The sequence below is a fragment of the Pontibacter russatus genome, assembly GCF_009931655.1.
Classification (GTDB): domain Bacteria; phylum Bacteroidota; class Bacteroidia; order Cytophagales; family Hymenobacteraceae; genus Pontibacter; species Pontibacter russatus.
The window spans coordinates 4,524,975-4,551,911 of sequence record NZ_CP047984.1 but is presented as its reverse complement, the minus strand read 5'-3'; the positions used below and the strand labels follow the sequence as shown (position 1 = coordinate 4,551,911).

Below are 26,937 nucleotides of genomic sequence, written 5' to 3'. Positions count from 1 at the left end.
CATATAGCTTGTTTCAGTTGTCCGGCCATTTCAGGTGGTTGGCAGGAATAACTGTAAGTAAGTAAGGCTGCCAGAGAGAACAAAGCATATAAACCCGGCTATGAGAAAGAAGGCAATCATCTTAGACTTGGACAACACGGTTTATCCTGTGAGCTCGATCGGGGATAAACTGTTTGAGTCGCTGTTCTCACTTATTCAGGAAAGCGGGGAATACCAGGGAAGCTTCGAGGATATCAGGTTCCGGATCATGCGCCAGCCGTTCCAGGTGGTCGCCAGTGATTTTTCTTTCAGCGAGCAGTTGAAATCAGATTGCCTGGCGCTGCTTGCCGATCTGACCTATGAAGACAACATGGAGCCGTTCAGTGGGTATGAAACGCTGAGGAGCATGCCGCATCGGAAATACCTGGTGACAACAGGTTTCACCAAACTGCAGCACAGTAAAATAGAACAGTTGGGCATCGGCCAAGACTTTGAAGCCATATTCGTGGTGGACCCGAGCAAATCTGAGTTAACTAAAAAAGATATCTTCCGGCAGATACTTGCCGACAACCACTATCAACCCGAAGAGGTTCTGGTGGTTGGCGACGACCTGCATTCTGAAATAAGAGCGGCGAAGGAATTGGGAGTGGAGACGGTGCTTTACAACCACAACGCCGAACAGCCCGAAGTGGAGGACCAGAAAACCATATATAGCTTCCGGGAGTTAGCGCCTTACCTCCATATATAGAAACCCGGAAACACAATCGCCATATCCTGCACCAGCGGCGTTGTTATATAGCATAGCCAGGCCTCCCCAACCGGAGGCCTTTTTCTTGCCTTTTCAACGCCATCGGGTAAACCGGCTCCACAAATTCACAAACCATTTTTTCCACAGAAAAGCGTCAATTGCAGAGCCACTTAAGGAATTATCCACTAAACCAGCCCCTACCTTTGATTTTTAATTGCTAAATCTTCAAATTACCTTCGTAACCTAAACACGAGCAGCATGACCGAAAACGGACTGAAAACTGACATCCGCACCGACTGGAGCCTGGAGGAGATAAAGGCCATATACTACAAACCAGTGCTGGAACTGATAGTGGAGGCGGCCAACGTACACAAGCAATACCAGGCCACCGGCGAGGTGCAGGTGTGTACCCTCCTGTCCGTTAAAACAGGCGGCTGCCCCGAGGATTGCGCTTACTGCCCGCAGGCGGCCCGCTACCACACCGATGTGGAGGTACACAAGCTGCTGAGCCAGGAGCAGGTGCTGGTCTCTGCCCAGCGGGCGAAAGAAGGCGGCTCCACCCGTTTCTGCATGGGCGCCGCCTGGCGCGAGGTGCGCGACAACCGCGACTTCGACAAGGTGCTGGACATGGTGAAGGGCGTGAACGACATGGGGCTGGAGGTTTGCTGCACGCTGGGCATGGTGAACGAGTACCAGGCAGAGCGCCTGAAAGAAGCCGGCCTGTACGCCTACAACCACAACCTCGACACGTCTGAAGAACACTACGACAAGATCATCACTACCCGCACCTATGACGACCGTTTAGGCACTATTAATAATGTGCGCAAAGCCGGTATCTCTGTTTGCTCGGGCGGCATTATTGGCCTGGGAGAGACGGACGAAGACCGCATCGGCATGCTGTATACCCTCTCCACGCTGGAGCAGCACCCGGAGTCGGTGCCGGTGAATGCGCTGGTGCCGGTAAAGGGCACGCCGCTGGAGAATCAGCCGCGTGTGTCGGTTTGGGAGATGGTGCGCATGATCGCCACCGCCCGCATCCTGATGCCGAAGACGATGGTGCGCCTCTCGGCGGGCCGCGAGCAGATGGACGTGACCGAGCAGGCGCTTTGCTTCCTGGCGGGCGCGAACTCCATCTTCACCGGCGAGAAACTGCTCACCACACCCAACCCCGATTTCGACCAGGACAAGGCCATGTTCCAACTGCTGGGCCTGTCGCCGCGCAAATCATTCAAAGAAGAAACACAGACGGTTTGTTAAATATAAGAGGTAAGACACAAGACGCTGGACTCCAAGAATTTTCAAAACCAATTGCAGGTCTAATAGCTAACGTCCTATGTCTAACGTCTTACATACAATGCAGCAAAAGCTGGCGGATAGGGCGGCACAGGGCAACCTGCGCCAGCTCAATACCACCGCCGGGCTCACCGACTTCTGCTCGAACGACTACCTTGGGCTGGCCCGTTCCGAAACCCTGCGGGCATATATAAAGGCGGCAGAGCAAAAGTACAGCCACTTACCGTTGGGCGCAACCGGCTCCCGGCTCCTGTCCGGCAACCACCCGCTGTTTGAGGAACTGGAGCAAACGATAGCCCAATATCACCTCGGGGAGGCAGCCTTGCTGTTCAACTCCGGCTATATGGCAAATGTCGGGCTCCTGTCGGCCCTGCCGCAGCGCGGCGACACCGTTTTTTACGACGAGGCCAGCCACGCCTCCATGAAAGACGGCCTGCGCCTGAGCTTCGCCAAAAGCTACGGCTTCCGGCACAACAACGTGCAGGACCTGCGGCAGAAACTGAAGTTTGCCACTGGGCAGGTATATGTGGTGGTGGAATCGGTGTACTCGATGGAGGGAGATATGGCTCCGCTGCAGGAGTTAGTTAAACTGTGTCAGGATATAGGGGCAGCCCTAATTGTGGACGAGGCCCACGCCGTGGGGCTATATGGGGAGAAGGGGGAAGGGCTGACGGTGGCGCTGGGGCTGGAGCAGCAGGTGTTCGCCCAGGTCATCACCTATGGCAAGGCCATGGGAGCGCACGGCGCCGCCGTGGTTGGGCCGCAGGTGCTCCGCGACTTCCTGATCAACTACAGCCGGGCCTTTATTTATACCACCGGGCTGCCAACGCATGCGCTGGTCACGCTGAAATGCGCCTATGCCCTGCTTCCGCAGCTTCATGCCGAACGGGAAAAGGCAAAGGCACTGGCGAAGCGGCTATATGCGCGACTGAATCATATAGCAGGCGTCCGCTGCACACCCGACGGGAGTGTCATCCTATCAGTTATGTTGGAGGAGGGCGGTACCGCGAAGCTGAAGGCGCTGGCTTTGTTTTTACAGGAAGAAGGATTTGACGTACGCCCCGTGCTGCCCCCGACCGTGCCGGAAGGCCGGGAACGCCTGCGCGTGATTGTGCACGCATATAATACGATGGAAGAAATTGAGGGCCTCGCGAAGGCCATAGCCAAAGGAATATGAAAAGTTATTTTGTTACCGGCATCGGGACAGACGTGGGCAAGACCGTTGCCGCCGCCATCCTCACCGAAGCCCTGCACGCCGACTACTGGAAACCTGTGCAGGCAGGCGCCCTGGATTTCACGGACACCGACACGGTGAAAAGCCTCGTCTCCAACCCCAAATCAGCCTTCCACCCGGAAGCGTACCGCCTCAAAATGGCCGCCTCCCCGCACCGCGCCGCCGCCGCAGAGGGCATTGAACTGAACGTGCGGGCCATCAAACTCCCCCAGACAGAGAACAACCTGATTGTGGAAGGTGCCGGTGGTCTGATGGTGCCCCTGAACAAGCGCTTCCTGATGCTGGACCTGGTGCAGCAACTGGGGCTGGAGGTGGTGCTTGTGTCGCGGAATTACCTGGGCAGCATCAATCATACGCTCTTAACGGCCGAGGTGCTGCGCTACCGCAAAGTGCCGGTGGCAGGTATCATTTTCAACGGTGAGGAGAATGCGGCGTCGGAGGATTTCATCATCAAATACACTGGCCTGCGCCGCCTGCCCTCCATCCGGCAGGAAGCCGATTTCTGCAAAGAGGCCGTGGCCGCCTACGCCCAGGAATTCAAATCAGCCTTGTAAACTCAATCAATTCCATTTGGAGAAAATCTACACTTTCAAATTTTACCTATTACCTGAATGAACCTTGCCGAACGCGACCAGCACGTTATCTGGCACCCCTACACGCAGATGAAGACGGCGGCCCTGCCTATTCCTATTGTGCGCGGAGAGGGCGCTGTGCTGTACGCGCAAGACGGCAGGGCCTATATAGACGCGGTGGCCTCGTGGTGGGTGAACCTGCACGGGCACGCGCACCCCTATATAGTCCGAAAGGTGGCCGAGCAGTTGCAGACGCTGGAGCACGTTATTTTTGCCGGGTTTACGCATGCGCCCGCCGTGGAGCTGGCCGAGCGCCTGCTGCAGCTTCTGCCCCAGAACCAGCGCCGCATGTTCTACTCCGACAACGGCTCCACCGCCGTGGAAGTGGCCCTGAAAATGGCCATCCAGTACTGGAACAACCTCGGCACGCCCAAAAAGAAAGTCATCGCCTTCCGCGACAGCTATCACGGCGACACCTTCGGGGCGATGGCCGTGAGCGCGCGCAGTACCTTCACCGCCCCCTTCTGGCCCTACCTGTTCGAGGTGGAGTTTGTGGACGTACCCGTTTCTGGGAAGGAAGAGGAAACAGTAAAGCAGCTGGAGGCGTATGCCTTGGGCGGCGATGTGGCCGCTTTTATATATGAGCCGCTGGTGCTGGGCACGGCGGGCATGGTCATGTACACGCCGGAGGTGCTGGATAAACTGCTGCAGATTTGCCGGCAGCACAACATCCTGGCCATCGCCGATGAGGTGATGACGGGTTTCGGGCGCACCGGGCGGCATTTCGCCTCTAATTTCGTGCAGCACGGGCCTGATATTGTTTGTATGTCGAAAGGCTTGACGGGAGGCACCATGGCCCTGGGTTTGACTTCCTGCAGCGAAGCCATATATGAAGCCTTCCTGCACGACGACAAGAGCAAAACCCTTTTCCACGGCCACAGCTACACGGCCAATCCCGTGGCCTGCGCCGCCGGGTTGGCCAGCCTCGACCTGCTGCTGCAGGAGGAAACACAAGCCAGCATCAGCCGCATCTGCAGCCGGCATGCTGACTTTGCAGCGCGCAATAAATCCCTGCCATATATAAGAGAGGTACGCCAGCAGGGCACCATCCTGGCCGTGGAGTTTCAGGACAGCACCACCTCTTACTTCAGCGACCTGCGCGACACGCTCTACAGCTTCGCCCTGGACCAAGGCGTTGTCCTGCGGCCGCTCGGCAACATCATCTACATCATTCCTCCTTACTGTATCACCGACGGGCAGCTCGACCAGGTGTATAAAACCATTCTGGGAATGCAGGAGGTCGTTTCCGGCGACAGGCCTTACCCGCGCCCAGACCAGACAATGCTGCACGATTAAAGCAGCTACCCGAATTTTCCTGATTGCAGCTCTTTCACGCCCAATCCGGGACAATAGTCTGCAATGAATCATATACCTTTGCTGCGAAGTTGGATACAGCAAAATCATATATCGTTATCAGGGGAACTGGCGTCATTTCACCGATGGGCCATGATGCCGCTTCGGCTTCCGCCGCTTACAGAGTAGGCACACCTGCCTTCTCTACCGCTGCTTACAACGGCGAGGCGGTACCGGTTGCCGCGCTTCCCGCCGCCGCTGAGGCCGCTTTACAGGAACTTGTCCAATCAAACGCACCATACAAACAGCTCGACCGTTCGGTGTTGCTGGCCATATATGCCGCGCGCCAGGCGGCAACCGAGGCTGGCTGGCTACAGGACGAGGGCCCTCTTGCTGATGATCTGGGGGTGAACGTTGGTTCCTCGCGGGGCGCCACCGGTTTGTTTGAGCACCACTACGAGGCTTTCCGGCAGCAGGCGCTCTCCTCCGGCGCCTCTCCCACCACCACACTGGGCAACCTCTCAAGTTGGGTGGCCCATGCTGTAAACGCGGGTGGCGCGCACATCAGCCACTCCATTACCTGCAGCACCGCCCTGATGGCCATCGCCAACGGCGCCGCCTGGCTGAAGGCGGGCATGGCGCGGCGCTTCCTGGCCGGAGGCACCGAGGCTCCCCTTACTCCTTTTACGATCGCGCAGATGCAGGCCATCGGCATCTACTCCAAACTGGCCAGCCAGCCATACCCTTGCCAGCCATATGCCGTGGAGAAGCAAAATACCTTTGTGTTAGGCGAAGGAGCCGCTGTGTTTGCGCTGGAGCAGGTGCCGCAGGCACAGCTAAAGGCGGGAGATAGGATAGTGGAAGCCATCGGGTTAGGGTTTGAGCAAATCACCAGCAAGACAGGCATTTCTGCGGAGGGCCTGAACTTTCAGAAGTCGATGCGGCACGCGCTGGCCCAGTTGCCGGAACAGGAGCGCCGGATAGACCTCATCATGACCCACACCCCCGGCACCCGCGCCGGCGACAGCGCGGAACTTGCCGCCATCGCAGCTGTCTTTGGCCCTACCCTTCCTGCCATCACCACGAACAAGTGGCTGATCGGCCATACCCTCGGTGCATCCGGTGCCCTCAGCCTGCAGTACGCCCTCCATATCCTGCAGCACCAGCAGTTCGCGGCCATTCCTTATCCCAACCTGCTGTCGCAGCGGCCCGCTGCTCGTATAACGCGCATTATGGTGAATGCCGCCGGTTTTGGGGGCAATGCGGCAAGTGTTATCATAAGGTGCCACGGGTAATGGAAAGCGTGTCTGAACCAGAGGAATTTCAATGGCGTTCATAGGAAATTTAAGAGCTGGCGTCTGGCAGTACTCATTAACGACTTTAGTTTGGAGAAACATAACGTTATGCGTAGTTTTTTGCTATTTTTGCGGCGTAACTAACATTCATTTTTGAATTAAATAAATGAGAATCCTGAAGTTCGGCGGCACCTCCGTGGGATCCGCTGAGAGAATGAGGTCGGTCGCCTCGCTCATCCAGGGCGATGAGCCAAAGATTGTGGTGCTGTCTGCCATGTCGGGCACCACAAATGCCTTGGTGCAGATTGCTGAAACGCTGTACCAGAACAAGAACGCTGAAGCGAATGCGCTGATTGATGCGCTGCACGATAAATATAAACAGGTGGTGGAGGAACTCTACACCTCCTCCGAGAAAAAGAAACAGGCCAACGACCTGCTGACAAACCACTTCGACTACCTCCGCGCCTTCACCCAGGACCTGTTCACGGTACACGAGGAGCGGGCGGTGCTGGCGCAGGGCGAGCTGCTTTCCACGGCGCTGTTCCAGTTCTTCCTCGAGGAGAACGGCATCCCCTCGGTGTTGCTGCCTGCGCTCAACTTCATGAAGATTGATGAGAACGAGGAGCCGGACGCTGCCTATATAGCGAAGCAACTGCAGGTGGAACTGGCAAAATACCCGGAGGCGAAGCTGTTCATCACCCAGGGGTATATATGCCGCAACGCGTTTGGGGAGATCGACAATCTGAAGCGGGGTGGCTCCGACTACTCCGCCTCGCTGATAGGCGCCGCCGCCGACGCCGACGAAATCCTGATATGGACCGACATTGACGGGATGCACAACAACGACCCGCGTATCGTAAAAAACACGCACCCGATTGCGCAGCTTTCCTTTGACGAGGCGGCGGAGCTGGCTTACTTCGGCGCCAAAATCCTGCACCCGAGCAGCGTGACGCCCGCCAAGCAGAAGAACATTCCTGTTCGGCTGCTCAACACGATGGCCCCTGAAGCCAAAGGCACCACCATCTCCGCAGAGCGGATCGGCGGCAGCATCAAAGCGGTGGCAGCGAAAGACGGCATCACGGCCATCAAGATAAAGTCGGGCCGCATGCTGCTGGCCTATGGTTTCCTGCGCAGCGTGTTTGAGGTGTTTGAGCGCTACAAAACGCCCATCGACATGATCACCACCTCCGAGGTGGCCGTGTCGCTGACCATCGATAACGACAAAGCGTTGCAGGAGATCGTGGCGGAGCTGGAAAAATTCGGCCAGGTGGAGGTAGACCGCGAGCAGACGATCGTGTGTGTGGTGGGCGACTTCATCGCCAAAAACAGTGGCTCCAGCCTGAAGATATTCGAGTCGCTGAAGGACATTCCGCTCCGCATGATCTCTTTCGGCGGAAGCAGAAGCAACATCAGCGTGCTGATAGACACCAGCAAAAAAGTGGAGGCGCTCACAAAACTGAACGAGGGAATTTTTGACAGGAACACATCAAATGCTTAACCTGAACCTGGAGGAGTTGCAACAGCATCCCACTCCTTTCTATGCCTACGACCTAAACCTGCTGCGCCAGACGCTGCAGGCCGCAAAGCAGGAAGCCGGCAAGTATAACTTCTATGTGCATTATGCCCTGAAGGCAAACGCCAACGAACCCGTGCTGGACGAGATGCGCCGCCATGGCTTCGGGGCCGACTGCGTGAGCGGAAACGAGATAAAAGCCGCTATCGTGAACGGCTTCGCGCCGGAGCAGGTGGTATTTGCGGGGGTGGGGAAATCGGACGACGAGATAAACTATGCACTGGACCAGGACATTTTCTGCTTCAACTGCGAGTCGGGCCACGAGCTGGAGGTGCTGAACGAGCTGGCTGGGAAAAAGGGGAAAATAGCCCGCATTGCGCTGCGCATCAACCCGAACGTGAACGCCAACACGCACAAGTATATCACGACCGGCCTGGAGGAGAACAAGTTCGGCATAAACGCCTGGGAACTGGAGCAGGTGCTGGCACAGTTGCAGCAACTGGAGCATATAAACCTCATCGGCATCCACTTCCATATCGGCTCCCAGATCACGGACCTCTCGGTGTTCCGGAACCTGTGTACGCGGGTGAATGAGTTTCAGGAGTGGTTTGCCTCACGCAACGTGAGCCTGCAGCACATCAACGTGGGCGGCGGCCTGGGTGTGGATTACTACCACCCGGAGCAGCAGCCTGTGCCTGACTTTGAGGCTTATTTCGGGCTGTTCGACCAGTTCCTGGAAGTAAGGCCTGGGCAGGAAGTGCATTTCGAACTGGGCCGCGCGCTGGTGGCGCAGTGTGGCACGCTCATCTCCAAGGTGTTATATATCAAAAACGGGCAGAACACGAACTTCGCCATCCTGGATGCCGGCATGACCGAGCTGATCCGCCCCGCGCTGTACCAGTCTTACCACAAGATAGAGAACCTGAGCAGCGGCAGAGGCGAGGTGCGCTACGATGTGGTGGGCCCTATCTGCGAATCGTCTGACTGCTTCGGGAAAGCCGTGCTGCTGCCGGAAACCAAGAGAGGTGATTTGATTGCCATCCGGACCGCAGGTGCCTACGGCGAGGTGATGTCTTCGGCCTACAACCTGCGCGACAAAGCGAAGGCCATATATATGCCCTAAGAAGCGTGCGGACCTATATAAACAGGCAGCCCCGACACCTGAGTGCCGGGGCTGCCTGTTTATATAGGATTAACTCCATTAATGCTCCGAATACTCCGGGTGCAACTCATGGCCATTTATACCTGGGGCTTGTGCCGCTGGCCATACTGCTTTAACTACCGGCTCAGCGACACGACAAAATCAGGCTCTGCCTGCACAATTCCCTTTTTGCCCTGCAGGTAGTTTACGAAAGCAAGTGCATTGCCCTGTGAGTTGTCGTCTAGCTTTACTATATATAAATTGCTGCCGTTAGACGGCAGCACCTCCGCATTGAATTGCTTCGCCAGTTCCTGTAAGTGCTCCTTCCCTCCTGCCTCCACTGTAACCAGGGCCTCATTCGTTAAGCCAAGCAGCTCATCGCCGTTCATGAAAAAAGGGGCGGCATAAGTGATTTGAGGGTTGCCTGCCAGTTCCTGCAAAGCCACTTCTACCTGGCCTGGGTTTAACCCGTCTGCAAGCGCCACGCGGTGCAACTGCCCGGAACTCATGGCCACCTGTTCTGCTGCTGCCTCCTTCACAAAGCCATACTGTGCCAGTATAGCCTGCTCCTGCTCGGCTGACAGGCCGCTTGCAAAGGCCACCAGCACCTGCTTCGTGTACACGCTGCCAAGGCTCTTTTGCTTTTGGTTGGAAATGTAAGCGTAATTTGTAAATGAGCTTCCTGCCTGTGCTCTTAATAGCTTAGGCCCGGCCTTTACATTGCGTATGGGGGCAGGCCCATCCTGCCTGCAGGATGAGAATGCAAAAAGAAACAGAAAGCAGGTGAAGTAGAGCGTTAGATTTTTTTTCATGTCCGTACAGATAAGCGCCATCAATCTGCTTATATGTACGGTCAAAAAAGCTTTTCAGCTACAAAATATCAAACTAAATGGATTCTTGATATTGCAATTGTCCTATTCTTTAAAAGGCTGTGCAGAACAGGAAATAATCAAGGTATAAACTGGCATGTATGAACCTGGTCAATATATCTCTGTTAACTGCTGCAAGAGAGACGTTAACCCCCTCCTCAACCTATAGAAGAGCAGGCATAGGCGCTCAATCTACTGCTGCTTGTGCCAATTACGCCATCCCGCAAAAGACGCTCATTCGCTCATGCCAAATTTGATGGCCCATCAGGCTATTCACGCGCAAATGTAGCTTCGCCTGCTCTAATCATATATGGGCTGAGTGGCTGATATATGAAATCAGGCAATGCCCAGATAACCAATGCCTTTAGTGCTCCTGCCGCGCATAACCTACTGCCGCTACTTTTTCATCTTGCCGGTAAAATTGCGTCACCGCCTCCTTTAGCTGCGGAAACTCCACCAGAAAGCCGTCATGCCCGTAGTTGGAGCGGATGAGGTAAAAAGAGGAGCCGCCCACATGTTCGTGCAGGAAGCGCTGCTCCTCCACCGGAAAGAGGATGTCCGTGTCCACCCCCACAAAGAGGCAGCGGGTCTTCAGCTGCGCGAGCGCCTTCTCCAGCCCTCCCCTCCCACGGCCCACGTCGTGCGAGTCCATGGCTTTGGAGAGTAGAAAATATGTATAGGCATTAAACCGATTCGCCAGCTTCTCGCCCTGGTACACCTGGTAACTGGCAGCCCTGAAATTGTCCAGGGCGCTTTCGTCCTTTTCCTGCTGGGTGGCGGCGTAGGTGTCGTAGTGCCTGTAAGAAAGCATGGCAATGGCCCGCGCCGTTTTGAGCCCCTCCCTGCCTGCAGCCTCCGTGTCGGTGGCCCAGCTGGGGTCCTGCCGGATGGCCATGCGCTGGCTCTCGTTGAAGGCGATTCCCCAGGGCGAGTGGCGTGCGTTGGAGGCCACATGCACCAGTCGCTCGAACACGCCCGGCTGCAGCAGCGTCCACTCCAGGGCCTGCTGCCCGCCCAGCGAACCGCCAATCAGGGTATGCACCCGCGCCAGCCCCATCTCCAGCCGCAGCAAGTCAAAGGCAGCCACCACGTCCCGGTTCGTCACCTGCGGAAAGGCATGGTAGTAGGGTCGCTGCGTCTGGGGGTTCAGGCTGAGCGGGCCGGTAGAGCCGTAGCAGCCACCCAGTGCGTTCGCGCATACCACAAACCACTCCCGCGGGTCATACAGCTTCCCTTCGCCAAACAGGTCGCACCACCAGTCGGTGAAGTCGGAGCTGCCCGTGAGGGCGTGGCACACCCACACCACGTTGTCGCGCTGCTCGTTCAGGGTGCCGTAGGTGGTATAGGCAAGCTGGAAACCAGGCAGCGCCGCGCCGGTCTCCAGCCTGAAGGTATCGTTATAATGAAAAACGTGATGTGATGGCATGCTTGCGAATTGAATTATAATGCCGCCTTTGGCTGCGACTCACGCACCCTGGAAAAGGCCTGCTCAAAATCTGCCTTGATGTCGTCGATGTGCTCAATGCCGAGAGATACGCGCAGTTGCGTGGGCTCCACCCCTGCGTTCAGTTGCTCGGCGTCCGAAAGTTGCTGGTGTGTGGTGGAGGCCGGGTGAATGATCAGCGTCTTCGCATCGCCTACGTTGGCCAGGTGGCTCACCAGTTCGAGGCTGTTCACAAAAGTCTCCGCCTGCTGCTTCTCTCCTTTCAGCGTGAAAGACAGCACCCCGCCGAAACCGCGCTTCAGGTATTTCTTCGCCAGTTGGTGGTACTCGCTGCGCTCCAGGCCGGGGTAGTTCACTGCCTCCACCTGCTCGTGCTGCTCCAGCCATCTGGCCAGTTCCATGGCGTTCTCTACGGTTCTTTCCACGCGCAGCGAGAGTGTCTCCAGGCCCTGCAGCAGCAGGAAGGAATTGAACGGACTGAGCGCCGGGCCGAAATCGCGTAGGCCCTCTACACGGGCGCGGATAGCAAAGGCAATGTTGCCGAAGGGGCCGTCTGCCCCGAACACCTCCCAGAAATTCAGGCCGTGGTAGCCCTCAGAAGGCTCCGAAAACTGCGGAAACTTGCCGTTGCCCCAGTTAAAGTTGCCCCCATCCACAATCACGCCACCGATGCTAGTGCCGTGGCCGCCAATCCATTTTGTAGCGGCCTCCACCACCACGTTCGCGCCATGCTCAATCGGGCGGAAAAGGTAGCCGCCCGCGCCAAAGGTGTTGTCCACCACCAGCGGAAGGCCGTGCTTCTTCGCCAGCGCCGCCAGCGCCTCAAAATCCGGAACGTTGAAGCGCGGGTTGCCAATCGTTTCGGTATAGATGGCCTTGGTGTTTTCGTCAATCAACTTCTCATAGTCCTCGGCCTTGTCAGTTGCGGCGAAGCGGGCCTCGATGCCCAGCCGCTTGAAGGACACCTTGAACTGGTTGTAGGTGCCGCCATACAGGTAGCTGTTGGTGATAAAATTATCCCCGGCCGCCAGTATGTTAGTGAGCGCGAGGAACTGGGCCGCCATGCCGGAAGCCACCGCCACTGCTGCCACGCCCCCCTCCAGGGCCGCCATGCGCTTCTCAAACACATCCGTTGTGGGGTTCATGATGCGGGTATAGATATTGCCGAATTCTTTGAGGGCGAACAGGTTGGCCCCGTGCTCCGCGTTTTTGAAAGCGTAAGAAGTGGTCTGGTAAATCGGCACGGCGCGTGACTGCGTGGTTGGGTCAACTTCCTGGCCGGCGTGTATTTGTAAAGTTTCGAAGTGCAGTGTTTTTGACATGGCTGTTCAGTTTATGGATTTGAATGTTGGTTTAGAAAGCGGTTTTCGCCAAAGCTCATGGATGGCGGGCCAAAGCCAGCGGGTGACGGAGGGAGGCGGCAGTTGCCCGGCTTGTCAGCAGATGCAACAACACCACATGCCGCACAGGGGCGTGCGTATCATGGCGGCACCGGCAGAAGCAAAGCCAGTGCTTCGTGCCGGTGTTTCCGCTGGCGAAAAAAATAAACTGTGCTGTGTAGGCTTGGTCCCCTTATTCATGTTCGTATCAATTTATATCCTTCCGGGTGTTCCGGAATCAGGAATTAGCACCTTAACTTCGGTAGTTAGGTTGCTAGAGTTTCCCAGAGCCTGTCTCTCCACTCTTCTTTATAAATCAAATTCCCGAAGGGATGCTTGACTTGATGTTACAATGATAAAGCGCGAAAAAAGCAAATCCAAATAAAAACAGCGTTTTTTGTATCTGCTGCACTTTCTTTCTCGTCGTAGGGCCTTCTGCCGCTTTCGTTGCCGGGGCCGCAGCTGAACCCCGGGGTTCAGCTGCGGCTATTAAAGGTGTTGCAACATATATAGGCACATACCTCAAGCTACTTGCATTAATACTAATGATAGCTTCTATAGTATAAAACCTGATGCATCCGGCCACAGTATAATCCAACATGAAACGGAACCCATATCCCCCTTGCCACATCCTGCCCCGCAACAAGACTCTGAAATATTTCCAGGCCTCCAAAATATAGTTAACTTTGCCCGTCTACTACGACACCGACTAAATGGAGGCCATTAAAGAAACCAATTTCTCGTTTGCCGGTCAAACCGGCTTTTACAGGGGTAAAGTTCGCGACGTCTACTTTTTCGATGACAAGCTGGCTATTGTAGCAACCGACCGCATCTCGGCGTTTGATGTGGTGCTGCCGCGCGCCATCCCTTACAAGGGGCAGGTGCTGAACCAGATAGCCAGCCTGAACCTGAGAGCCACTTCCGATATTGTGCCCAATTGGGTGCTCTCGACGCCGGACCCGAACGTGACGGTTGGCTACAGGTGTGAGCCCTACAAAGTGGAGATGGTCATCAGGGGCTACCTGGCAGGGCATGCCTGGCGCGAGTACAGGGCTGGCAGGCGAAGCATATGCGGCGTGGCGCTGCCCGAGGGCCTGCGCGAGAACGACAAGCTGCCCGCGCCCATCCTGACGCCCACCACCAAAGCCGGTGAAGGACACGATGAGGATATTACGCGGGATGAGATTATGGCCAAAGGACTTGTATCGGAGCAGGAATATAGTATCTTAGAGCAATATACGCGAGCGTTATATGCCCGCGGCACGGAACTTGCAGCACAGCACGGACTGATTCTGGTTGATACAAAATACGAGTTTGGCAGCCATGACGGTAAAATTTACCTGATCGACGAAATCCATACCCCCGACTCCTCCCGTTACTTCTACAGCGAAGGCTACGAGGAACGGCAGGAGAAGGGGGAGCCGCAAAGGCAGCTGTCGAAAGAGTTTGTGCGGCAGTGGCTGATCGAGAACGGCTTTCAGGGCCAGGAGGGCCAGACGGTGCCGGAAATGACGGATGCCATCGTGGCTGGTATCTCAGAGCGCTACATCGAGCTGTATGAGGTTTTCACAGGCCGGAAGTTTGTGAAAAGCAGCTACGAAAACGTGCTTAACCGGATAGAGGAGCACATTCGAAACAATAATTTTAGCACCGAAAATAGAGAATATTAAAGTACTTTTTGGTACATTCGCATCTAAATGTTTACTGGTAGATCTATGAAGTATACGATTGATAAGAAGGAAAACTATACAATTATCACGATTGACGAGAAGAAGCTGGACACTTCCATTGCGCCGGATTTGAAGTCTGAGTTCGTGAAGTTGAATGCCGAAGGGATCACCAACCTGATTCTTGACCTGAGCAACGTAAAATACACCGATTCTTCAGGCCTGAGCTCCATTCTGATCGCCAACCGCCTGTGCAACTCCTCCAGCGGGCTGCTGATTCTGACCGGCCTGCAGGACCATGTGATGAAGCTGATCACAATATCAAAGCTGGAGTCTGTGCTGAATATCCTGCCAACGGTAGAAGAGGCCATTGACCGCGTGTTTCTGCATGAGATTGAGCAGGACCTGACCAACAAAGAAGACTAAGGAAGCCGCCCGCTGTGGATTTCGAACTCAGGATACTGGGCAGTTCGTCGGCCACACCCTCGGCAAACAGACACCATACCGCGCAGGTTCTATCCATTGACAACCAGTACCATTTGATAGATTGCGGTGAAGGAACGCAGATGCAGCTGATGCAATACAAGATAAAGCATCAGCGCATCTGCAATATTTATATCAGCCACCTCCATGGCGACCACTACTTCGGCCTGCCCGGCTTGCTCTCCACCATGCATCTGCAGGGCCGCCACACGCCCCTGCACCTCTTCGGCCCTCCCGGCCTTTCCGAGATTTTAACCCTGCAGTTCAAATACGCCGGCACCAACCTCTGCTTCCCGCTAGTTTTCCATGAGCTGGAGACGACCGCGCACAAAAAGATTTTCGAGAACAAACAGCTGACGGTACACACCCTGCCCATGGAGCACCGCGTGCCCTGCTGTGGCTTCCTCTTCCGGGAGAAGCAGAAGTCGCGCCCGCTCATCAAGGAGAAACTGCCGTCCTTCCTCACGCCGCCACAGCTCGTGCGCCTGAAGTGGGGCGAGGACATTGCCGACGACCTCGGCCATATACTGGTTTATAACAAGGACGTGACCATGGAGCCGAAACGCAGCCGCAGCTACGCCTACTGCTCCGACAGCCGCTATAAGCCCGCGCTGCTCCCCTACCTCCACCAGGTAGACCTGCTCTACCACGAGGCTACCTTCGCCGACGACCTCCGGGAGCGGGCCACATATACCTTCCACAGCACGGCCCGGCAGGCCGCCGAACTCGCCGCCGCCGCCGGGGTGCGCCACCTGCTCATCGGCCACTTCTCGGTGCGCTACAAAGACCTGACGCCCCTGTTGGCTGAGGCGCGGGAGGTGTTCCCCCGCACCGATCTGGCGACGGAAGGGAGCATTTTCGGTATTATAGCGTAGCTGTGTGCCTGTGTGCCGGGTTTATATCCACGCTGTGGTAGGGCGTGCCGGCCTCCGATACCTTCGCCAGCGAAAATGCACCGATGGCCATCACCAGGTCCCGTACTGCCACATCCAGGTATTGTCCGCTGATGAGCAGGTTGACGGCAATGCCCGCCAGCCACACCGCCACGATATAGCCTCCTATCCGCGGCCACACAAACACAATAATCCCGGCGATGATCTCGATCGCCCCCACGATCAGCATAAAGGTGTGGGGCTCAAAGGGCAGCATGTCGGCAACGGCGGGCGCCAGGTACCTGTCCCAGTCGGTGAGCAGGTGCGTGAACTTGTCTAAGCCCGCTACAACAGGCACAACCCCGTACGTGAGCCTTAAAATTTCCCTCACACTGTGAAGTGCGTGGTTTTCAGTTGTAGCATCCATATCAATCCTCCTTATTTAGATTGGTTAATTTTCTCTTGTTAGATGCTGTTTTTCAGGAGACGTTACAGATTTCCGTAATTTTCTGGGGCGACATGCTTCAAAGAGCCATATATGGCACCGGATCTCATGGAACCAGAACAGGTTCAGCAGCGGCAAACTGGGCGCTGAGATAAGAGCTTTTGGAAACCCTGATGCGGAACTGCCCAAAGAAGAGAATAGATCCCTGACGCAGAACGCCTGCCTGAAAGTGTACAGGCAACTGTACCGGTGCGCTGCCCGCATATTCTATATACAATGTACCTGTGCCAGGCTAATACAAGAGAAATTTGAGCGCCTGATAGGAAAGGTGATGCAGGCTTTGCCTAAGACAATCCGCATCCTTGAATTGCCATCCGATATATAGCTGCAGTTGCGATCAGAGGGGGCAGCACCAGCATTTGCCTGCATACAATTTGCCACGGGCCGTATCATCAAACCTTTTTGGTGATTTATGCTTAATTTTAGCCCGCCCGGATTACCGGAAATCCGGCTGCATCTCATAAAATTATGCCACACCCAACATCTGCTTTACATAAGAAACGCACTACCTTGTTTCTGGTGCTCAGCGGCATCTTTGTCGCCAATGCCCTGCTGGCCGAGCTGATTGGGGTGAAGATATTCTCGGGGGAGGCGCTGCTCGGGCTGCCGGGCGCGCAGATACCCGTGCTGGGAGGCGCCCGGCTGGATTTTAACCTAACGGCCGGTGTGATTATATGGCCTGTCGTGTTCATCACCACCGACATCATCAACGATTACTTTGGCAAGGCCGGGGTAAAGAAGGTGAGCGTGCTGACGGTGTTCCTTATCCTATATGCCTTCCTGGTGATCAGCATCGTGACGGGCCTGCCGCCCGCGCCCTTCTGGCTGGACGTGAACAGCGTGGATGCGGAGGGTAACCCTTTCAACATCAACTTTGCCTTTAACAGTGTGTACCGCCAGGGGCTCGGCATCATCGTCGGCTCTGTGGCGGCTTTCCTGCTTTCGCAGTTCCTCGACGCCACCATCTTTCACTGGCTGCGCCGCTTTACCGGCAGCCGGAAGATATGGCTCCGCGCCACAGGCTCCACCCTGGTGTCGCAGTTAGTGGACAGCTTTGTGGTGCTGTACGTGGCGTTCTTCCTCTTCGGCAACTGGCCCATGCAGCAGGTGCTTTCCGTGGCCCTGATAAACTATATATACAAATTCTGCATCGCCATCCTGCTCACCCCGCTCCTGTACCTGGCGCATTACCTGATAGACAAGTACCTGGGGGAGCAGGAGGCGGAGCAACTGGTGGAAGAAGCCAGTGTCGAGGGATAGGTTTCAGCCTCAGCCATATAGGCCCCGCCTATATGGCTGAGGCTTTTGTTAGACTCAAATTCAGAAAAGACAATCAATGATCAGAGGAATCGTTCTGGTTTTTCTTGGCGCGTGCAGTTTTGGCATTCTCTCTACCTTCGTAAAACTGGCCTATGAAGAAGGTTTTACCGTAGGCGATGTCACGGGCGCGCAGGTGTTTTTCGGACTGGTGGTGCTCTGGGCGGTTGTGTTGTTGCGGCAGCTGTTCGGCGGCCCGGGCAAGCGCACGACGCTCCGGGGAAAGCTTAAACTGGTAGCCATGGGCACCAGCTCGGGGCTGGTGAGCATTTTCTACTACAAATGCGTGCAGGCAGTGCCGGCTTCAATCGCCATCCTGCTGCTGATGCAGTTCACGTGGATGAGCCTGGCGCTGGAGGCTATCGCCAGCCGCAGATTCCCGCCGCTGCTGCAGGTGGGCACCGTGGCGCTGGTGCTGCTGGGCACGGCCATGGCAGGGCGCCTGTTTTCCGGCAGCATCCCCGACTTTGATTTGATGGGAATCATATATGGCTTGCTGGCCGGTTTCTTCTATTCCATATTCCTTATGGTGAACGGCAAGGCCGGAAATGACATGCACCCCACCACCAAGAGTGCGCTGATACTGACCGGCGCCTGTCTGCTTATTTTTACTGTTTTCCCGCCTGAGTTTCTGGTGAACGGGGCTCTGGCGGATGGACTCTTCAAATGGGGGCTTGTGCTGTCGCTCTTTGGTACCATCATACCGCCGCTGTTTTACGCATATGGCACTCCAAAGGCGGGCCTGGGCCTGAGTGCCATCCTGAGTGCCGCAGAGCTACCCGTGGCCGTGCTGATGTCGAGCGTGGTGCTACACGAGGAGGTATGGGCGGTGCAGTGGCTGGGCGTGGCGCTCATTGTCGGGGCCATCGCCCTGTCCAACATCAACTCGCTTCGCCAGAGCCGCCGCAAAAAAGCCATGTCCGCCTGACTACGTTTATGGCCGCCGTTCCGACCGGAAAAGTATACATTGACAGCGTCCGGTAATTGCCCGCAGCGGTAACAGCCGCACCTGTTCACGGTGCCGCGCTTCCCGGTACATCTCTCCCACTCCTCCCAAACCATACACATCCAGCAAGCAAAATGCCACCGCCACCCGCGCGTATGCTACACCTCTGCTCTATCCTGGCAAGGCGGGCAGACGTCTCTCCGCAGGATATATAGCACAATAAATCACAACAAACTTTAGTTAAATAACAGGCGAACCGCACCTCTTTCACTACAAGAAAGATTGCAGCCAGTCTCTATGTTTGTCAGATGCAGCGTCTTGCGTGGCAGATAAAGCCGGTATATATCCCGGCATGGTTTAATCAGATAAAAAACCTCTATATGAAAACGATTCTCGCCTTACTCATCCTATTCTCAATAACTTTCGGCCTGCAGCAGGCACAGGCACAGTCGAGCTACGAAGCGTGGCGCGCAGCAGCCAAAGAAAGAAAAGCTCCCGCTAAAACTGGCAAAGCAGCCAAAGCAAAGGCGGGTGCGAAGGCAGCGGCCCCAAAGGCGGCCATGGCTGCGCCTGCCGGAACCTTTGTGGGCACCGTCCCCTGCGCCGATTGCCAGGGCATCAACACCGAGTTGACATTAAAAAGCGGCGAGAGAAGCACCAGCGGCTCCTTCACCATGAAGCAGACATACCTCGGAAAGCCAGCCAGCAAGAATGTGGTGACGAATTCGGGCAGGTGGTTTCTGGCCAAGGGCAACAAGCAGAACCCGGATGCGGTCGTGCTGCAGCTCATCCCGGCGGAAGACAACATGGAACTGCTGTACTTCCTGCAGGTGAGCGACTCCGAGATAAAGCTGCTTGACCGGCAGCAGCAAGAGATTAAGAGCAAGCACAACTACTCGCTCAAGAAGCGCCAGCGCTGATAGCAGAATTGGGGCAGGTTTGGTGGGCGTGTTTCCGGCATTTTGCGTTACTTTGCAGCCGAAACTATTATCCAGACTATGGCACGCTATCTTACCGGAATCCAGAGCACGGGGCGCCCGCACCTGGGCAATTTGCTGGGGGCCATCGTCCCTGCTGTGGAGCTGTCCAAGGCCTCTGAGGAGGCCTCCCTGTACTTCATTGCCGATATGCACTCTTTAACCACTGTGCGCGATGCGCAGGTGCTGCGGCACAACACCTACTCCGTGGCCGCGGCGTGGCTGGCCTTCGGATTCGACACAGACAAGCACATCTTCTACCGCCAGTCGGACGTGCCGATGGTGACAGAACTGACGTGGTACCTCAACTGCTTCGCTCCCTTCCCGATGCTGGCTAACGCACACTCGTTCAAGGACAAGTCATCCAGAAGGGGGCTTTCCGAGGTAAACGCGGGGCTGTTCACCTATCCGGTGCTGATGGCCGCCGACATCCTGCTGTATGAGGCCAATTTTGTGCCGGTAGGCAAAGACCAGGTACAGCACCTGGAGATCACGCGCGACATCGCCAGCGCCTTTAACCACGCCTACGGCGAAACCTTCGTGCTGCCGGAGGCACGCGTGGACGAGACGGTGATGACGGTGCCGGGCATCAACGGGGAAAAGATGAGCAAGTCGTACGGCAACATCATCGATATTTTTGAGGCCGACAAGCCGCTGCGCAAAACCATCATGAGCATCGTGACGGACAGCACCCCGCTGGAGGAGCCGAAGGAAACGGAGAATGACACCGTGTTCAAACTCTACAGCCTGCTGGCCTCGCCGGAAGAGATTGAGATCATGCGCGGCAACTATATGGCGGGCGGCTACGGCTACGGCCACGCCAAGCAGGCCCTCTACGAATTGATTATCCGCAAGTACGCCAAAGAGCGCGAGCTGTTCAGCTACTATATGAACAACCTGCCGGAGATAGACAAGAAGCTGCTGGAGGGCGCCGAAAAAGCCAAGGCCATCGGTGGTCCCGTCTTGCAGCGCGTGCGACAGAAAATAGGGTACTAAGGCAGGTCATATATAAACACAGCGGCGGCAACTGCATGTGCAGTTGCCGCCGCTGTTGTTAGCCTAAGCCACATATAAGCCTGTTCAATATTTACCGCTCCAGCACAATCAGGTCGGCGGAGGCGCGGTTCAGCGCAATGGGAATATTGTTGAGCACTGCCGTGCGGATCAGCGTCTGGATGTCGTGCTCGTGCCCGTGCGGCGTTTCGACATCTATGAAGAAGATGATTTTGTGTACCTCTCCCTGCAGGATGCGCGCCGCCAGCAGGATGTCGCCCCCTGCCGGGCCGTGGCCGAAAGGCTGCACGTTCAGGTCCAGCAGGTCGTTGATGAGCCGGGAGGTGTTGGTGGTGCCGATGAGATTATGCCCCTCCAGCGCCTTATGGTTTTCCTTCACCCAGTTCAGCAGGTCTGTTTTTTTGTTGTTATGCGCAACTAACGCAATAGTTGTCATGGTCATAGTTTTAGGTTATGATGTGCGAATGCATCGGAGACTTCCTGAAAGCCTCCTGCTAAATTAGCATAATATGCCCGAACATATATACTGGTTCATAAAAACTTAATCTGCAGCGGCCCGCGCAAAAAAATTGCCGCACCCGCCGCAGCTATAGATGGCAGCGACGGGTGCGGCTAAAAAAGGGCTTCCGTATATATGGGTTATATATGGGCAGCACTGTTTATATATATATTCAAGCTTACTCTGCCGTCCAGAGCACCCGCTCCTGGTCGGCCAGTATCAGCAGCACGCGCGGCGGGTTGGCCACAATCACAACGCGCATCTCCACGCCCGGGAAGGAATCAGACTCCACCCACACGCCTTCTTTCTCGTCCTGCTCCAGGTCGGCCTCCGGGTCCAGGGTGCTGGCCAGGTACGCGGTGGGCAGCAGGATGTCGGCATCCGATTTCAGCTTGCCGTGTACGTCCTCCAGCACATCCTCCAGGTAGTCGCCGTACTCCTCGTTGAAATCGTCCTCCAGGTCGTGCAGTTCCTCTTCTATGTCATCATAACGCGCATCGTTGTAGTCCAGAGAGTTGAGTTGCTGCTTCTTCGCCAGGATGGCAACGATGGAATCATTAAGTGCCTTTACGTTCATGAGGTAGTGTTTTTTACAAAGTTGACAACATGCCGTAGCAATTGCAAATAATACGTTTTATTATTTGGCCCCGCGATCCCGTTTTGATAAGTTCTGAAAAACTGTATTTTTACATCTGAAGTACGCCAGCAAACCCGCTATAGCTATGGAAACAGACCTTCTGCCCCTGAACGGCACCGACCATATCGAGTTTTACGTGGGCAACGCCAAGCAGGCCGCCCACTTCTACCAGACCGCCTTCGGCTTCAGGTTAGTGGCCTATGCCGGGCCCGAAACCGGCCTGCGCGACCGCGCCTCCTATGTGCTGGAGCAGGGCAAAATCCGGCTGGTGCTCACCACCTCCCTCGACCCTGCTTCCGACATCTCGCGGCATGTGCTGCAGCACGGCGACGGCGTGAAGGTACTGGCGCTGTGGGTGGATGATGCCGAGAAATCTTTCCGTGACACGGTAGCGCGCGGCGCCAGACCAGCCATGGAACCCAAAACCCTGCGGGACGAGCACGGCGAGGTAAAGCTGTCGGCCATCCACACCTACGGCGAAACCATCCATACCTTTGTGGAGCGCAGCAACTACAGCGGCCCCTTCATGCCCGGCTATATAGCCAAAACATCCGAACTGGAGGTAAAGCCTATCGGCCTGAAGTACGTGGACCACTGCGTAGGCAACGTGGAGTTGGGGCGGATGAACGAGTGGGTGGAGTTTTACGAGAAAGTGATGGGCTTTAACCTGCTGATCACGTTTGATGACAAGGACATCAGCACCGAGTACACCGCCCTCATGTCGAAGGTGGTGTCGAACGGCAACGGCTACGTCAAGTTCCCGATCAACGAGCCGGCGAAGGGCAAGAAGAAGTCGCAGATAGACGAGTACCTGGAGTTTTACCGCGGGGCCGGCGTGCAGCACATCGCCATCGCCACCGACGACATCCTCTATACCGTGGCGGAGTTGCGCCGCCGGGGCGTGGAGTTTTTGTATGTGCCGGAAACCTACTACGAGACTCTTTTCGAGCGCGTGGGCAAGATTGACGAGGAGATGGAGGCGCTGAAGGCCCAGAACATTCTGGTGGACCGTGACGAGGAAGGCTACCTCCTGCAGATTTTCACCAAGCCCGTGGAAGACAGGCCGACCGTGTTTTACGAGATCATCCAGCGCAAAGGGGCCAAATCGTTCGGGAAAGGAAACTTCAAGGCGCTGTTCGAGTCCATTGAGCGGGAGCAGGCGCTGCGGGGCAACCTTTGATCAGAAAAAAAGGTAAATGCGCGTGTAAACCGGCCTAAATTCCTTTATTTTGATATTTATATACGTCACACCAGTTCTTTCATCGTACATCGGGTGTAAGAGGGCTGGTGTGATGCGTTTATATAACGTACAAAGCCATATATACAAGCAGTAAGACTATGATGGATCAAGCCATACAAACAAAAATTGACCAGTGGCTCTCAGGAAATTACGACGAAGCCACCAAAGCAGAGATAAGGGACCTGCAGGCGCGCGGTGAGCAGGACGCGCTGGCCGACGCTTTTTACCGGGACCTGGAGTTCGGCACCGGCGGCCTGCGCGGCATTATGGGCGCGGGCAGCAACCGCATGAACCGTTACACGCTGGGAATGGCCACCCAGGGCCTCTGCAACTACCTGAAGCAGAACTTCCCCGGCCAGCAAATCAGCGTGGCCATCGCCCACGACAGCCGCAACAACTCCGACAAGTTCGCCCGCGTGACCGCCGACATCTTCTCGGCCAACGATATCAAGGTATACCTGTTCGAGGCGCTGCGCCCCACGCCGGAGCTATCGTTTGCCATCCGCTATCTGGGCTGCCAGAGCGGCGTGGTGATCACGGCCTCGCACAACCCAAAGGAGTACAACGGCTACAAAGCCTACTGGAACGACGGCGGGCAGGTAACCGCGCCGCACGACAAGAACATCATTGCGGAGGTAAATAAAATCACCTCCATCGATGAAGTGAAGTTTGAGCCGAAGCCGGAGAATATCCAGCTAATTGGTGCGGAGGTGGACGAGGCCTATATGAGAGAAGTGCTGGGCCTGTCCATCTCGCAGGAAGCCATTAAGCGCCAGCACGACCTCAGGATTGTTTACACCCCAATTCACGGAACCGGCATTACGCTGGTGCCGGAAATCCTGAAGCGCTACGGCTTTACGAACGTGCATGTGGTGGCAGAGCAGGCAGAGCCAAACGGTAACTTCCCAACGGTGGTATACCCGAACCCGGAGGAAAAAGACGCCATGAACCTGGCCATGCAGCAAGCCGAGGAGTTAGATGCCGACCTCGTGCTGGCCACCGACCCTGACTCTGACCGCGTGGGCATTGCGGTGAAAAACCTGAAAGGCGAGTTTGTGCTCCTGAACGGCAACCAGACCGGCGCGCTGCTCATCAACTACCTGCTGCAGGCATGGCAGAAAGCCGGCAAACTGACAGGCAAGGAGTTCGTGGTGAAAACCATCGTCACCACCGACCTGATCAAGAAGATTGCCGACAGCTACAACGTGACGATGTACGAAACCCTGACCGGCTTTAAGTATATAGCCGAGGTGATCCGGGAACTGGAAGGCAAGGAAACCTATATAGCCGGCGGCGAGGAAAGCTACGGCTACCTGGCCGGTGATTTCGTGCGCGACAAAGATGCCATCTCCTCCTGCGCCCTGATAGCCGAAATGGCGGCGGTGGCCAAAGACAAGGGCCAGAGCCTGTTCGAGATGATGGTGGAGATGTACACCAGATATGGCTTTTACAAGGAAGAGCTGGTGTCCATCACGAAGAAGGGCATGCGCGGCGCCGAGGAGATTCAGCAGATGATGGCCGACATGCGCAGCAACCCGCCGCAGACCATCGCGGGCTCCAAAGTAGTGGAGGTGCGCGATTACAAGTCCGGCACCCGCAAAAACCTGCTGACAGGCGAGGAATCAAAGCTGGACCTGGAAAGCTCCAACGTACTGCAGTATATAACCGAGGACGGCAGCAAGATTTCCGCCCGCCCGTCCGGCACCGAGCCGAAGATCAAGTTTTATGTGAGTGTGAACGAGCCGCTGGCCTCCAAAGCCGATTATGACGCCACGGCGCAGAAACTGAATGAGAAAATACAGCAGACCTTGACTGACCTGAAGCTGAAGTAGGGGCTTAAAATTTGATAGCGGAATGGCTAAACTGTCGGGGACTACTCGCTGACGGTTTAGCCATTTCACTTTTTACGGCCGCCCCATATGGCAAGCCTCAGCGGGATGTACCGCCGTGGCTTGCCATATGGGGCGGCCGTCCTTCTTTATATACCGGGAACAATCGGCGGCAGAGGTTAAAAGCCGGACTTTAAGGCAGGCTGCTTTAGCAGTTGAAAGCAACAGCGAACCGGCTGTGCCTCAACTCATAATAAATTGGAGAATCCACAAATATCAGAATGATTATATAAAACAGATTATATATATTTACCCGTTTTAATATTGATATCCACTTTACTACCGCCTTCCGTCTAAACAAGCTTATGAGAGCCGCATTATTTGTACTCCTGTCCTTCCTTCCGCTGTACGTTTCCTTTGCCCAAAGCCCTGCCTACCAGGAGAAGATGATTATTGGCAGCACTCCTAACTTTGACTTTGGAGGCATGGCAATTGACAGGGAAGACAACATCTATGTGATTGATAAGACAAGAATACTGAAGATGAAAGATGGTGAGGTTTTATTTGAATTCACCATTAAAAAGGAAGAATATGCTAACTCCTACATTTCTGACGGCGCGCCTGGCGATATCGCCATAGACGATCAGGGAAATATTTACCTGCTCAATCGGGTAAAAAAGCGCATTGAAAAACATGACACGGCAGGCAGGCTCCTGAAAGTATTCGGGAATATTGGGACAGGGCCTAATGAATTTATGTTTCCTGTATCTATGCTTTTTGATAAAGATTCTAACCTTTGCATTTTAGACGGCTCAACAAGAAAGCTACATAAATATAGTACGGAAGGTGAATTCGTAAGGACCGTTGCTATTGCTGACGCTGCCCCCGAATACCATTCTTTAGATTTAGAAATCGCTCTTGACCAGCAGAATAACATTTATGTGGCTGATAAGAAGTATTTGCCTGAATCTGACAGAGAAGCAGACGGTAAAACTTATTTTAACTCCCTGATAGTCGTTTCTGATAGCGGAGATATAATACAACAGTACAGCGAAGATGTTATCGAGGAGAGTGGGATGGTATCGTTCACACATATGATGATAGACAAACATGGAGACATCTATCTCCCTAATACAGGCTCAGTTATATATGTTTTCTCTCCCTCTGGCGAATTCAAAAAAACAATTCAGACCTATGACCAAACTAATTACCCATACTTTTATGGAAACTCCAAAATTTGTTTAGACAGCCAAAACAACCTGTATATTGGTAAATATGGCGAATATGGAAGCACTATTCGGAAGTACGGTTCAGATCACATTTTTATAGAACGGTGGGGTAGCCTCAGACGTCCATATGAGGTGGTATATGATAAAGATAATAATCTTTACATGTTAGACCTTTATAAAAATGAGATAGTTAAACTCAGCCCTGAAGGCGAGGAAATCCTGGTGTTTGGAGGGAAGGGTGCTGGCATCGTTAATCCATTAACCCTTGCCGTAGATGATCAGGGGTTCATTTATGTGCTTGACATAGTGAAGGACAGAACACATGTAAAGAAATTTAATTCCTCTGGAAATTTAATTGAATCTTTCACTAAAATAGCAGGATTTTATGAAATAAGCTATAGCAGGTATACTTCGGCTGGCCTCGCTGTAGACCTAAACGGGAACTTCTATGTAACCAGCCACAATACCAATGCTTTCAGCAAATATAACTCCCAGGGAATTCTACTCTACACATTCGGAACCGCAGGAAAAGGTGCAGGACAACTATGGAAACCCTTAGATGTAAGTGTAGATGCTGGTGGAAATGTATATATAGCTGATATCAATGGCCATCGCATTCAGAAATTCTCATCCACCGGGAAATTCATACAGCAATATGGCTCGTTTCGAACAGATGAATATGATTATGGAGAACGGGCCAGTATCACGTCAGATGCATTCGGCAATACTGTCGTTTCTTCTTTAGATGGCGCTTTACCTAAAGTAATTATATATGACATAAGGGGTAAAGCAATATCTTCTTTGCCAAGTGGCACACCAAGCGTAACAATGAGTCAGGATGGTAAATTGATTGCGGCCGCCGATAAATACAAGGATAAAGTCACAGTCTATGAAACCGCGTC

23 protein-coding genes, 1 pseudogene and 1 riboswitch are annotated in these 26,937 nt (G+C 54.8%); of the genes and pseudogenes, 18 read left to right on the top strand and 6 right to left on the bottom strand.

Annotated features, from left to right (window positions below; all coding sequences use genetic code 11):
* Positions 1 to 100 precede the first annotated feature (100 nt).
* The 8 genes from GSQ62_RS18870 to lysA all read left to right on the top strand — a co-directional run bounded on the left by GSQ62_RS18870 (position 101) and on the right by lysA (position 9,110).
* Positions 101 to 727: an HAD family hydrolase gene (locus GSQ62_RS18870; RefSeq protein ID WP_161890942.1), complete on the top strand. Its 627-nt coding sequence runs from the start codon at positions 101 to 103 to the stop codon at positions 725 to 727.
* A gap of 258 nt (positions 728 to 985) precedes the next feature.
* Positions 986 to 1,984: a biotin synthase BioB gene (gene bioB / locus GSQ62_RS18865; RefSeq protein WP_161890941.1), complete on the top strand. Its 999-nt coding sequence runs from the start codon at positions 986 to 988 to the stop codon at positions 1,982 to 1,984.
* Positions 1,985 to 2,060: 76 nt separating this feature from the next.
* A complete protein-coding gene (locus GSQ62_RS18860) occupies positions 2,061 to 3,197 on the top strand; it encodes an aminotransferase class I/II-fold pyridoxal phosphate-dependent enzyme (RefSeq protein WP_161890940.1) in 1,137 nt (378 codons plus the stop codon).
* The gene (bioD, locus tag GSQ62_RS18855; protein WP_161890939.1) at positions 3,194 to 3,808 is read left to right on the top strand and encodes a dethiobiotin synthase; all 615 of its coding nucleotides are present in this window, start codon (positions 3,194 to 3,196) and stop codon (positions 3,806 to 3,808) included. Before GSQ62_RS18860 ends, bioD begins: the two co-directional genes overlap by 4 nt.
* A 57-nt stretch (positions 3,809 to 3,865) precedes the next feature.
* The gene (gene bioA, locus GSQ62_RS18850; RefSeq protein ID WP_161890938.1) at positions 3,866 to 5,182 is read left to right on the top strand and encodes an adenosylmethionine--8-amino-7-oxononanoate transaminase; all 1,317 of its coding nucleotides are present in this window, start codon (positions 3,866 to 3,868) and stop codon (positions 5,180 to 5,182) included.
* 89 nt (positions 5,183 to 5,271) lie between these two features.
* Entirely contained in the window at positions 5,272 to 6,474 is a 1,203-nt protein-coding gene (locus tag GSQ62_RS18845) for a beta-ketoacyl synthase N-terminal-like domain-containing protein (protein ID WP_161890937.1), read from the top strand.
* 166 nt (positions 6,475 to 6,640) lie between these two features.
* Positions 6,641 to 7,972, top strand: a complete 1,332-nt coding sequence (locus GSQ62_RS18840) for an aspartate kinase (RefSeq protein WP_161890936.1) — start codon at positions 6,641 to 6,643, stop codon at positions 7,970 to 7,972.
* Positions 7,965 to 9,110 (top strand): diaminopimelate decarboxylase, encoded by a 1,146-nt coding sequence (gene lysA / locus GSQ62_RS18835; RefSeq protein ID WP_161890935.1) that lies wholly within the window; start codon positions 7,965 to 7,967, stop codon positions 9,108 to 9,110. Before GSQ62_RS18840 ends, lysA begins: the two co-directional genes overlap by 8 nt.
* Before the next feature lie 155 nt (positions 9,111 to 9,265).
* Here the strand turns inward: lysA and GSQ62_RS18830 are convergent, their stop codons facing one another.
* The 3 genes from GSQ62_RS18830 to GSQ62_RS18820 form a co-directional block, all read right to left on the bottom strand.
* Positions 9,266 to 9,940 (bottom strand): hypothetical protein, encoded by a 675-nt coding sequence (locus GSQ62_RS18830; protein WP_161890934.1) that lies wholly within the window; start codon positions 9,938 to 9,940, stop codon positions 9,266 to 9,268.
* Between the two features lie 421 nt (positions 9,941 to 10,361).
* The gene (metX, locus tag GSQ62_RS18825) at positions 10,362 to 11,423 is read right to left on the bottom strand and encodes a homoserine O-acetyltransferase MetX (protein WP_161890933.1); all 1,062 of its coding nucleotides are present in this window, start codon (positions 11,421 to 11,423) and stop codon (positions 10,362 to 10,364) included.
* 14 nt (positions 11,424 to 11,437) lie between these two features.
* Positions 11,438 to 12,763: an O-acetylhomoserine aminocarboxypropyltransferase/cysteine synthase family protein gene (locus tag GSQ62_RS18820; protein ID WP_161890932.1), complete on the bottom strand. Its 1,326-nt coding sequence runs from the start codon at positions 12,761 to 12,763 to the stop codon at positions 11,438 to 11,440.
* Positions 12,764 to 13,030: 267 nt separating this feature from the next.
* Positions 13,031 to 13,138: riboswitch (SAM riboswitch) on the bottom strand.
* A 395-nt stretch (positions 13,139 to 13,533) separates the two neighbouring features.
* Between GSQ62_RS18820 and GSQ62_RS18815 the strand changes: the two genes are divergently transcribed.
* From GSQ62_RS18815 to GSQ62_RS18805, 3 genes are read left to right on the top strand one after another with little or no spacing between them, the layout of a single operon-like run.
* On the top strand, positions 13,534 to 14,490 hold the full coding sequence (locus GSQ62_RS18815) for a phosphoribosylaminoimidazolesuccinocarboxamide synthase (RefSeq protein ID WP_161890931.1): 957 nt from the start codon (positions 13,534 to 13,536) through the stop codon (positions 14,488 to 14,490).
* 45 nt (positions 14,491 to 14,535) lie between these two features.
* Positions 14,536 to 14,913, top strand: coding sequence for an STAS domain-containing protein (locus tag GSQ62_RS18810; RefSeq protein WP_115567158.1), 378 nt, complete (start codon positions 14,536 to 14,538; stop codon positions 14,911 to 14,913).
* 14 nt (positions 14,914 to 14,927) lie between these two features.
* Complete coding sequence (locus GSQ62_RS18805) at positions 14,928 to 15,845, top strand: ribonuclease Z (RefSeq protein WP_161890930.1); 918 nt, start codon at positions 14,928 to 14,930, stop codon at positions 15,843 to 15,845.
* Here GSQ62_RS18805 and GSQ62_RS18800 read toward each other — a convergent pair.
* A complete protein-coding gene (locus tag GSQ62_RS18800) occupies positions 15,835 to 16,233 on the bottom strand; it encodes a hypothetical protein (RefSeq protein ID WP_237586823.1) in 399 nt (132 codons plus the stop codon). The genes GSQ62_RS18805 and GSQ62_RS18800 overlap by 11 nt on opposite strands.
* Before the next feature lie 582 nt (positions 16,234 to 16,815).
* On the opposite strand from GSQ62_RS18800, the gene GSQ62_RS18795 reads away from it, so the two are divergent.
* From GSQ62_RS18795 to trpS, 4 genes are all read left to right on the top strand, one after another.
* Positions 16,816 to 17,607, top strand: a complete 792-nt coding sequence (locus GSQ62_RS18795) for a queuosine precursor transporter (protein WP_161890928.1) — start codon at positions 16,816 to 16,818, stop codon at positions 17,605 to 17,607.
* A gap of 76 nt (positions 17,608 to 17,683) precedes the next feature.
* Positions 17,684 to 18,592, top strand: a complete 909-nt coding sequence (locus GSQ62_RS18790; protein ID WP_161890927.1) for an EamA family transporter — start codon at positions 17,684 to 17,686, stop codon at positions 18,590 to 18,592.
* A 398-nt stretch (positions 18,593 to 18,990) separates the two neighbouring features.
* The gene (locus GSQ62_RS18785) at positions 18,991 to 19,530 is read left to right on the top strand and encodes a copper resistance protein NlpE (protein WP_161890926.1); all 540 of its coding nucleotides are present in this window, start codon (positions 18,991 to 18,993) and stop codon (positions 19,528 to 19,530) included.
* 78 nt (positions 19,531 to 19,608) lie between these two features.
* Complete coding sequence (gene trpS, locus GSQ62_RS18780; protein ID WP_161890925.1) at positions 19,609 to 20,583, top strand: tryptophan--tRNA ligase; 975 nt, start codon at positions 19,609 to 19,611, stop codon at positions 20,581 to 20,583.
* A gap of 91 nt (positions 20,584 to 20,674) precedes the next feature.
* On the opposite strand, the gene GSQ62_RS18775 is transcribed toward trpS, so the two are convergent.
* Both GSQ62_RS18775 and GSQ62_RS18770 read right to left on the bottom strand, forming a co-directional pair.
* A complete protein-coding gene (locus GSQ62_RS18775; RefSeq protein WP_237586822.1) occupies positions 20,675 to 21,043 on the bottom strand; it encodes a methylglyoxal synthase in 369 nt (122 codons plus the stop codon).
* Between the two features lie 235 nt (positions 21,044 to 21,278).
* Positions 21,279 to 21,677: a hypothetical protein gene (locus GSQ62_RS18770; protein ID WP_161890924.1), complete on the bottom strand. Its 399-nt coding sequence runs from the start codon at positions 21,675 to 21,677 to the stop codon at positions 21,279 to 21,281.
* Positions 21,678 to 21,822: 145 nt separating this feature from the next.
* Here GSQ62_RS18770 and hppD point away from each other — a divergent pair, with 145 nt between their 5' ends.
* From hppD to GSQ62_RS21205, 3 genes and pseudogenes are all read left to right on the top strand, one after another.
* On the top strand, positions 21,823 to 22,917 hold the full coding sequence (hppD, locus tag GSQ62_RS18765) for a 4-hydroxyphenylpyruvate dioxygenase (RefSeq protein WP_161890923.1): 1,095 nt from the start codon (positions 21,823 to 21,825) through the stop codon (positions 22,915 to 22,917).
* Positions 22,918 to 23,075: 158 nt separating this feature from the next.
* Positions 23,076 to 24,809 (top strand): phospho-sugar mutase, encoded by a 1,734-nt coding sequence (locus tag GSQ62_RS18760; protein WP_161890922.1) that lies wholly within the window; start codon positions 23,076 to 23,078, stop codon positions 24,807 to 24,809.
* 362 nt (positions 24,810 to 25,171) lie between these two features.
* A pseudogene (locus GSQ62_RS21205) lies at positions 25,172 to 26,650 on the top strand (NHL repeat-containing protein); the annotation flags it as partial.
* Positions 26,651 to 26,937 lie beyond the last annotated feature (287 nt).

Coding starts and splice junctions, on each gene's coding strand:
- GSQ62_RS18770 (WP_161890924.1), bottom strand. CDS start 21,677: ATGAACGTAAAGGCACTTAATGATTCCATCGTTGCCATCCTGGCGAAG.
- bioB (WP_161890941.1), top strand. CDS start 986: ATGACCGAAAACGGACTGAAAACTGACATCCGCACCGACTGGAGCCTG.
- GSQ62_RS18810 (WP_115567158.1), top strand. CDS start 14,536: ATGAAGTATACGATTGATAAGAAGGAAAACTATACAATTATCACGATT.
- GSQ62_RS18840 (WP_161890936.1), top strand. CDS start 6,641: ATGAGAATCCTGAAGTTCGGCGGCACCTCCGTGGGATCCGCTGAGAGA.
- bioA (WP_161890938.1), top strand. CDS start 3,866: ATGAACCTTGCCGAACGCGACCAGCACGTTATCTGGCACCCCTACACG.
- GSQ62_RS18830 (WP_161890934.1), bottom strand. CDS start 9,940: ATGAAAAAAAATCTAACGCTCTACTTCACCTGCTTTCTGTTTCTTTTT.
- trpS (WP_161890925.1), top strand. CDS start 19,609: ATGGCACGCTATCTTACCGGAATCCAGAGCACGGGGCGCCCGCACCTG.
- hppD (WP_161890923.1), top strand. CDS start 21,823: ATGGAAACAGACCTTCTGCCCCTGAACGGCACCGACCATATCGAGTTT.
- metX (WP_161890933.1), bottom strand. CDS start 11,423: ATGCCATCACATCACGTTTTTCATTATAACGATACCTTCAGGCTGGAG.
- GSQ62_RS18870 (WP_161890942.1), top strand. CDS start 101: ATGAGAAAGAAGGCAATCATCTTAGACTTGGACAACACGGTTTATCCT.
- GSQ62_RS18795 (WP_161890928.1), top strand. CDS start 16,816: ATGCCACACCCAACATCTGCTTTACATAAGAAACGCACTACCTTGTTT.
- GSQ62_RS18775 (WP_237586822.1), bottom strand. CDS start 21,043: ATGACCATGACAACTATTGCGTTAGTTGCGCATAACAACAAAAAAACA.
- lysA (WP_161890935.1), top strand. CDS start 7,965: ATGCTTAACCTGAACCTGGAGGAGTTGCAACAGCATCCCACTCCTTTC.
- bioD (WP_161890939.1), top strand. CDS start 3,194: ATGAAAAGTTATTTTGTTACCGGCATCGGGACAGACGTGGGCAAGACC.
- GSQ62_RS18790 (WP_161890927.1), top strand. CDS start 17,684: ATGATCAGAGGAATCGTTCTGGTTTTTCTTGGCGCGTGCAGTTTTGGC.
- GSQ62_RS18860 (WP_161890940.1), top strand. CDS start 2,061: ATGTCTAACGTCTTACATACAATGCAGCAAAAGCTGGCGGATAGGGCG.
- GSQ62_RS18760 (WP_161890922.1), top strand. CDS start 23,076: ATGATGGATCAAGCCATACAAACAAAAATTGACCAGTGGCTCTCAGGA.
- GSQ62_RS18785 (WP_161890926.1), top strand. CDS start 18,991: ATGAAAACGATTCTCGCCTTACTCATCCTATTCTCAATAACTTTCGGC.
- GSQ62_RS18815 (WP_161890931.1), top strand. CDS start 13,534: ATGGAGGCCATTAAAGAAACCAATTTCTCGTTTGCCGGTCAAACCGGC.
- GSQ62_RS18820 (WP_161890932.1), bottom strand. CDS start 12,763: ATGTCAAAAACACTGCACTTCGAAACTTTACAAATACACGCCGGCCAG.